The organism is Candidatus Jordarchaeum sp., from assembly GCF_052745115.1.
On record NZ_JBRAKS010000298.1, the window covers coordinates 1 to 4,870 of the forward strand.

Annotated in this window: 4 protein-coding genes; all 4 read right to left on the reverse strand. The window is 41.3% G+C overall.

Translation table 11 applies throughout. The features are described 5' to 3' along the window. Positions 1 to 54 precede the first annotated feature (54 nt). Complete coding sequence (locus tag ACUVXA_RS16430) at positions 55 to 1,884, reverse strand: aldehyde ferredoxin oxidoreductase family protein (RefSeq protein WP_445872369.1); 1,830 nt, start codon at positions 1,882 to 1,884, stop codon at positions 55 to 57. Beyond that, complete coding sequence (locus ACUVXA_RS16435) at positions 1,885 to 2,133, reverse strand: hypothetical protein (RefSeq protein WP_445872370.1); 249 nt, start codon at positions 2,131 to 2,133, stop codon at positions 1,885 to 1,887. 279 nt (positions 2,134 to 2,412) lie between these two features. After that, positions 2,413 to 3,849: a homocitrate synthase gene (lysS, locus tag ACUVXA_RS16440; RefSeq protein ID WP_445872371.1), complete on the reverse strand. Its 1,437-nt coding sequence runs from the start codon at positions 3,847 to 3,849 to the stop codon at positions 2,413 to 2,415. A gap of 188 nt (positions 3,850 to 4,037) precedes the next feature. Beyond that, the gene (locus ACUVXA_RS16445) at positions 4,038 to 4,805 is read right to left on the reverse strand and encodes a hypothetical protein (protein ID WP_445872372.1); all 768 of its coding nucleotides are present in this window, start codon (positions 4,803 to 4,805) and stop codon (positions 4,038 to 4,040) included. Between the last annotated feature and the right edge of the window lie 65 nt (positions 4,806 to 4,870).

The following is a 4,870-nucleotide window of genomic DNA, read 5'->3' on the forward strand; positions in this document are numbered from 1 at the left end:
TGAATTTTAAAAATAGGCTTTAAAAAGAAGTTTTGAGAAGAATCTGTAAATAATCTATTCTATCTCAAGGTTTAATTCTCGCAGTTTTTCTCTTGTAGGCGTTCCGTTGTGGTTCCATCCTCGTATCTCGTAGTACATGTCTAAGAGTTTGTCGTATTCCTCTCTACTCATCTTTTTACCCTTGTATGGACCACTAGGTAATGCTTCATCGAAGACTCTAGCCGGTGGATAATCGTCCTTTCTCGAAACACCGCGTCTAATATTAATCATACGGGTTAGATTAAATATTCTTTCAGCGCCCAGAAGCAATCCTTCTTGGTTCATGTTTAATCCAGTAGCCGCAACGTAATATCTTGGGTAAAACTCCTCAGGTGGAAGCTTGGCTTCACAGTACTGAAATCGACATGTTCCCAAGGCATCAAACAGGCTGCGTTGATGCTGGAGATATATCTGCATTTCAACTTTTTCTCTGGTTACTCCCAATCGGTCGGTTCTTGTTTCCCATCCCACGATTGTGGAACGGCTGTGGTGGGCTCCCATGTCGGAGGTGCCGTATGCTAGGGACATTCCGGGCGTGGATCTTGTTTCATAGCCAGATTGTTCCAATCCCTTAACATGCATAGCCATAGATTGGCAGCCATTACCGAAAGCTTCTGCGGCTTTTTTAACCCCGTCGGCTAATATGTTTCCCAGACCCTTGCGGTAGGCTATTTTTTCTATTAGACTAAATATGGTTTCAGTATTACCCCACTCCGGTTTTAATCCGTCCAGTGAAATTTTTCCCCGCTGGGCGCATTCAATAGCGAATCCTATAACAACGCCCGTTGATATAGTATCTATCCCATAATGGTCACAAAGATAGTTTGCTGCTGCTATATCCTCTATATTTCCCAGTCCTAGATTTGAACCCAAAAGGGCGAGGGTTTCGTATTCCGGTCCTTCAACGTAAACCTGTTCTCCATTTACTTTAGTTTTTGTTAGTTTTCCACAAGCGAGTGGACAGCAGTAGCAGCCTCGGTCTCCTACTTTGATTTTTTGTTCCATGCTATCCGCATTTATGTTTTCTGATTCTTCAAATACGTTCTCTTGAAAGTTGCGGGTTGGTAGACAAGCGACTTCCTGAGCCCAGTCCAGAGCCATGGTGGTGCCGTGGCGTGTAAAGATGTTGTAGCGTTCTGGGTCACTTTTTATCATGTATTCTGTTGCTTCCTCTGTTATCTCTATAATTTTGTTTAGATCTGCAACTGGCACATCTTTTGTTCCATTTATGGCAACTGCCTTTACACTTTTTGATCCAAGAATTGTTCCCATTCCTGTTCTTCCTGCTTGGCGACCATAATCTGTTGTTATACACGCGAATAGTACGCGTTTTTCTCCCGCGGGGCCTATGGTTAATACGCTTGGATCGTTGTTTAACTCCTCCTTTATTATGGTTTCAGTTTCGAAACTACCCTTACCCCACAAGTGTTCAGCATTCTCAAAGTCCACGTCCTCATCATGCAGGTATAGGTATACTGGTTTTTCGCTTTTGCCTTTTATGATAATTGAGTCGTAACCGCACTGTTTGATTTCCGCTCCTGCATTTCCTCCAATACTGCTGTCCGCCCAAATTCCTGTTTGAGGACTAATTGCGCACATTGATATTCTTCCCGCTCCAGGAACTGGTAGACCGGTGAGGGGTCCGGTGTTGAGGGTAATTATACCCTCTGGACTGAGTGGATTGGTTTTTGCATCAGTGGTTTCCCACATTATTTTTGCCCCGAATCCTCTTCCTCCAATGAGCTTTAGCCAGTCGTTTTTCTGTTCAAGCCAATCAATTGTTTTGAAGCTTCTGTTAGAGACGTCTATTATCAAATTTTTACCTGTGTATCCTCCAAGTTCCATTCAGCTTTCCTCCCTCAATACTAATGCGTTTCTATTGCAGTATTTTACACAAATAGGGATTTCAACGTTTAAAAACGCACAGAGGTTACAGCTATCGAGAAACTGGATTTCGGGTTCAGGAAATCTGTTTATAACTTTTATATGTGCTTTTTTTGGGTTCGCGGTTCCAGTGTTCCAAGCTGCGCAGAATATTTCGCAAATTTTACAAGCGCTACATTTGGATTGATCTATGCCTATTTTATTCTGCATGGTTGTTGCCTCGCTGAAAAATTAGTAGGTATACTTGGGGTAGGGGGTATATTATCTTAAAAGTATTTTCGAATTTAGAACCATTTTTCCTACTTGATCGGAAGATAATACCCCATTGTAAATATACCTCCAAAAGTTAGAGAAATGGGATACATAGAGGTATTTATTTCTTTTGTTTCTCAGAACACAAAAACATTAAATTTTGAAACAATTTCCACTTTCAATTTAATAAATTGGGGTTAGTTCCGGTTACTGTTTTGTGAATGTTTTTAAGAATTTTTAACCGAAGATTTTCCGTAGTCCTTTTGCTTCCTCTCTATGTTTTGCGTTTCTCAGGAAACGTTTTAGAACTATTTTTGTGGTTGTGGCTTCTACTCCTCTTGCGTTTCTAATAGCTTCTAGGCATTCATTTAGTGCTGCTACGTCCTTTGCTTGAACGTGTGCTATTATATCGTAATCTCCACTGATCTCGTAAGCCTCGGAGACCCCGTTGATGGCGATCACTCTTCGGATAATATTTGTGGTGTATATGTGGGGGTCTGTTTGGATGAACACTAAGCCATTTATCATTTCTGGGGATTCCCCGCTTACTCTGTGTCCCAAGACTTTTTCTGTTACCGTTAAGATGTCAGAGTCTTCTATGCGCTTCTTTTTATCTGCAAGATCCTTTATTCCCATGGTTATTTGTTTTAGTTGGTCTTCGTTAACATTTATTCCCATTTCGTCTAGCTTAGCCTTTACAGCGTGCTTACCTGCGTATTTATCCACAATGATTTTTCTTGCTCTACCCAGTATGGAGGGGTCGAATGCTTCATAGGTTTCCGGATTAACGAGCACCGCAGAGGTGTGTATTCCTGCTTTGTGTGAGAAAGCGTTTGTACCTATGATGGGTGTGTTTGGAGAAATGTAGACGCCACTGTATCTTTCCACAATACTAGATAATTCGGAAAGAAGTGGAAATTTAATCCCAGTATCAATATCAAAATGCACTTTCAGGGCGACGGCAACCTCAGAAAGAGGTGTAATGCCTGTTCTTTCTCCTAGCCCATTTACAGTTGTATGTACTACGTTCGCTCCAGCTTGTACCCCTGCTAAACAATTCGCTACTGCTAGTCCTAGATCGTTGTGGCAGTGAAGGTCTAATTCTGCTTTTACGTTAGCGTGAATCTTTGAGACCAGGTCATACATCAGGTTTGGTGTCATAATGCCTACTGTGTCTGCTACGCTTATTCGATCGGCTCCTGCCTCAGAAGCTTGTTTACAGATGTGTAGAAGGTATTCCCATTCGGTTCGGGTGGCGTCTTCTGGAGTGAAACGAACTTTTAAGCCGTGATCCCTAGAATAGCTGATTGCTTCCAAGATCCTTTCTTCGATTTCCTCTTTACTCATTCTCAATTTGGCTTCACGATGGCTTTTCGATGTACCAATAAAGATGGCTACTCTGTCCACATCACACTCTAAGGACAAGTCCACATCGCTCTTTACCGGTCTTATGTGGCTTATTATATCGGCTTTCAGGTTTTCTTTTGCAATTTTTTTTATGGCTTCTTTCACTCCCTCTGACACCATAGGGGAACCTGCTTCAATCATGCTGACTCCAATCTCGTCTAGTTTTTTTGCAATTTCAATTTTCTCTTCTACTCTGAAGGAAACGCCGGGAGTTTGTTCCCCTTCACGCAGTGTCGAGTCTAATATCATTACTTTTAAATTTTCCATTAAGATCCACTACCAATGATATGGAGTATTCCTAATTGAGTTAAATTTTTTATGGTAAAATAGCCTTTTCTCCCATACGAATCTAAACAAGTCTGATTCGATTCTCATATTGGCTAAGTGAATAAAAGAAGGGATTAGAGAAAATAGATTTTACTTTTATTCTGAATAATTCTAGTTATGGGACAAAGTTAACCTTTTTTCTTTTCTAACATTTTAATTTTTCCGTCTTTACCCACTATTCCGACTTGATGTGCAGGGTTACCGGCCCATAATTGGTTTGGTGGAACTTTGGTTTTATAAGGCACCGTGGACAGCGTGGCTATAATGCTGTTGTCACCAATTTCCACACCGGGGAACAGGACGCTATTGGCTCCGACCGTTACATTCCTTCCCAACTTTGTTTTTCCAATTATTAGTCGTCCACCAGCGAAAGCGTGCCCTGATAGAATCGTTCCTCCACCGGCTATTGCTCCGTCGCCGAATTCCATTAGGTAAGGATCGGCGATGAATGACGCCTGTGTTCCATACCCCATTTTTGCTCCGAGCAGCCTTAGAACATAACTACTTAGAGCGGGCATGCCGAAAGGCTCGTATCCCACGTAGTGTAGAGCTAGTGTGGTTCCAATACCATTAATTAGCCAGTTCCTAATGTTCTTATTACTTGCTTCCATCTCATATATTCCTTCTTCCACAGGCTTCAATGTTAATCGCGCTATGCCAATGAGGGTTAGGTTAAAAATCCATCTTGCTATGACAACGTAAACAGGTGCTAGAGAGATTATAAGGTACCAAGGAATATCAATTGGCACCACCTCGAGAAGTAAATAAGATATGAATACAATGGGGATTATGGCAACTATGGAGGCAACCGATAAATACGCAACTAAACGACCTAATAAATTAGGGGCACCTCTTTCATATCTTCTTTTAAGATCTTTAAGTACTTCATCTTCCATATTTTCACACTCCAAACTTTGTTAGGAATCAACAGTAGATTTTTGCAAATTGTTTGGATTAAATC

Coding starts and splice junctions, on each gene's coding strand:
- ACUVXA_RS16430 (WP_445872369.1), bottom strand. CDS start 1,884: ATGGAACTTGGAGGATACACAGGTAAAAATTTGATAATAGACGTCTCT.
- ACUVXA_RS16435 (WP_445872370.1), bottom strand. CDS start 2,133: ATGCAGAATAAAATAGGCATAGATCAATCCAAATGTAGCGCTTGTAAA.
- lysS (WP_445872371.1), bottom strand. CDS start 3,849: ATGGAAAATTTAAAAGTAATGATATTAGACTCGACACTGCGTGAAGGG.
- ACUVXA_RS16445 (WP_445872372.1), bottom strand. CDS start 4,805: ATGGAAGATGAAGTACTTAAAGATCTTAAAAGAAGATATGAAAGAGGT.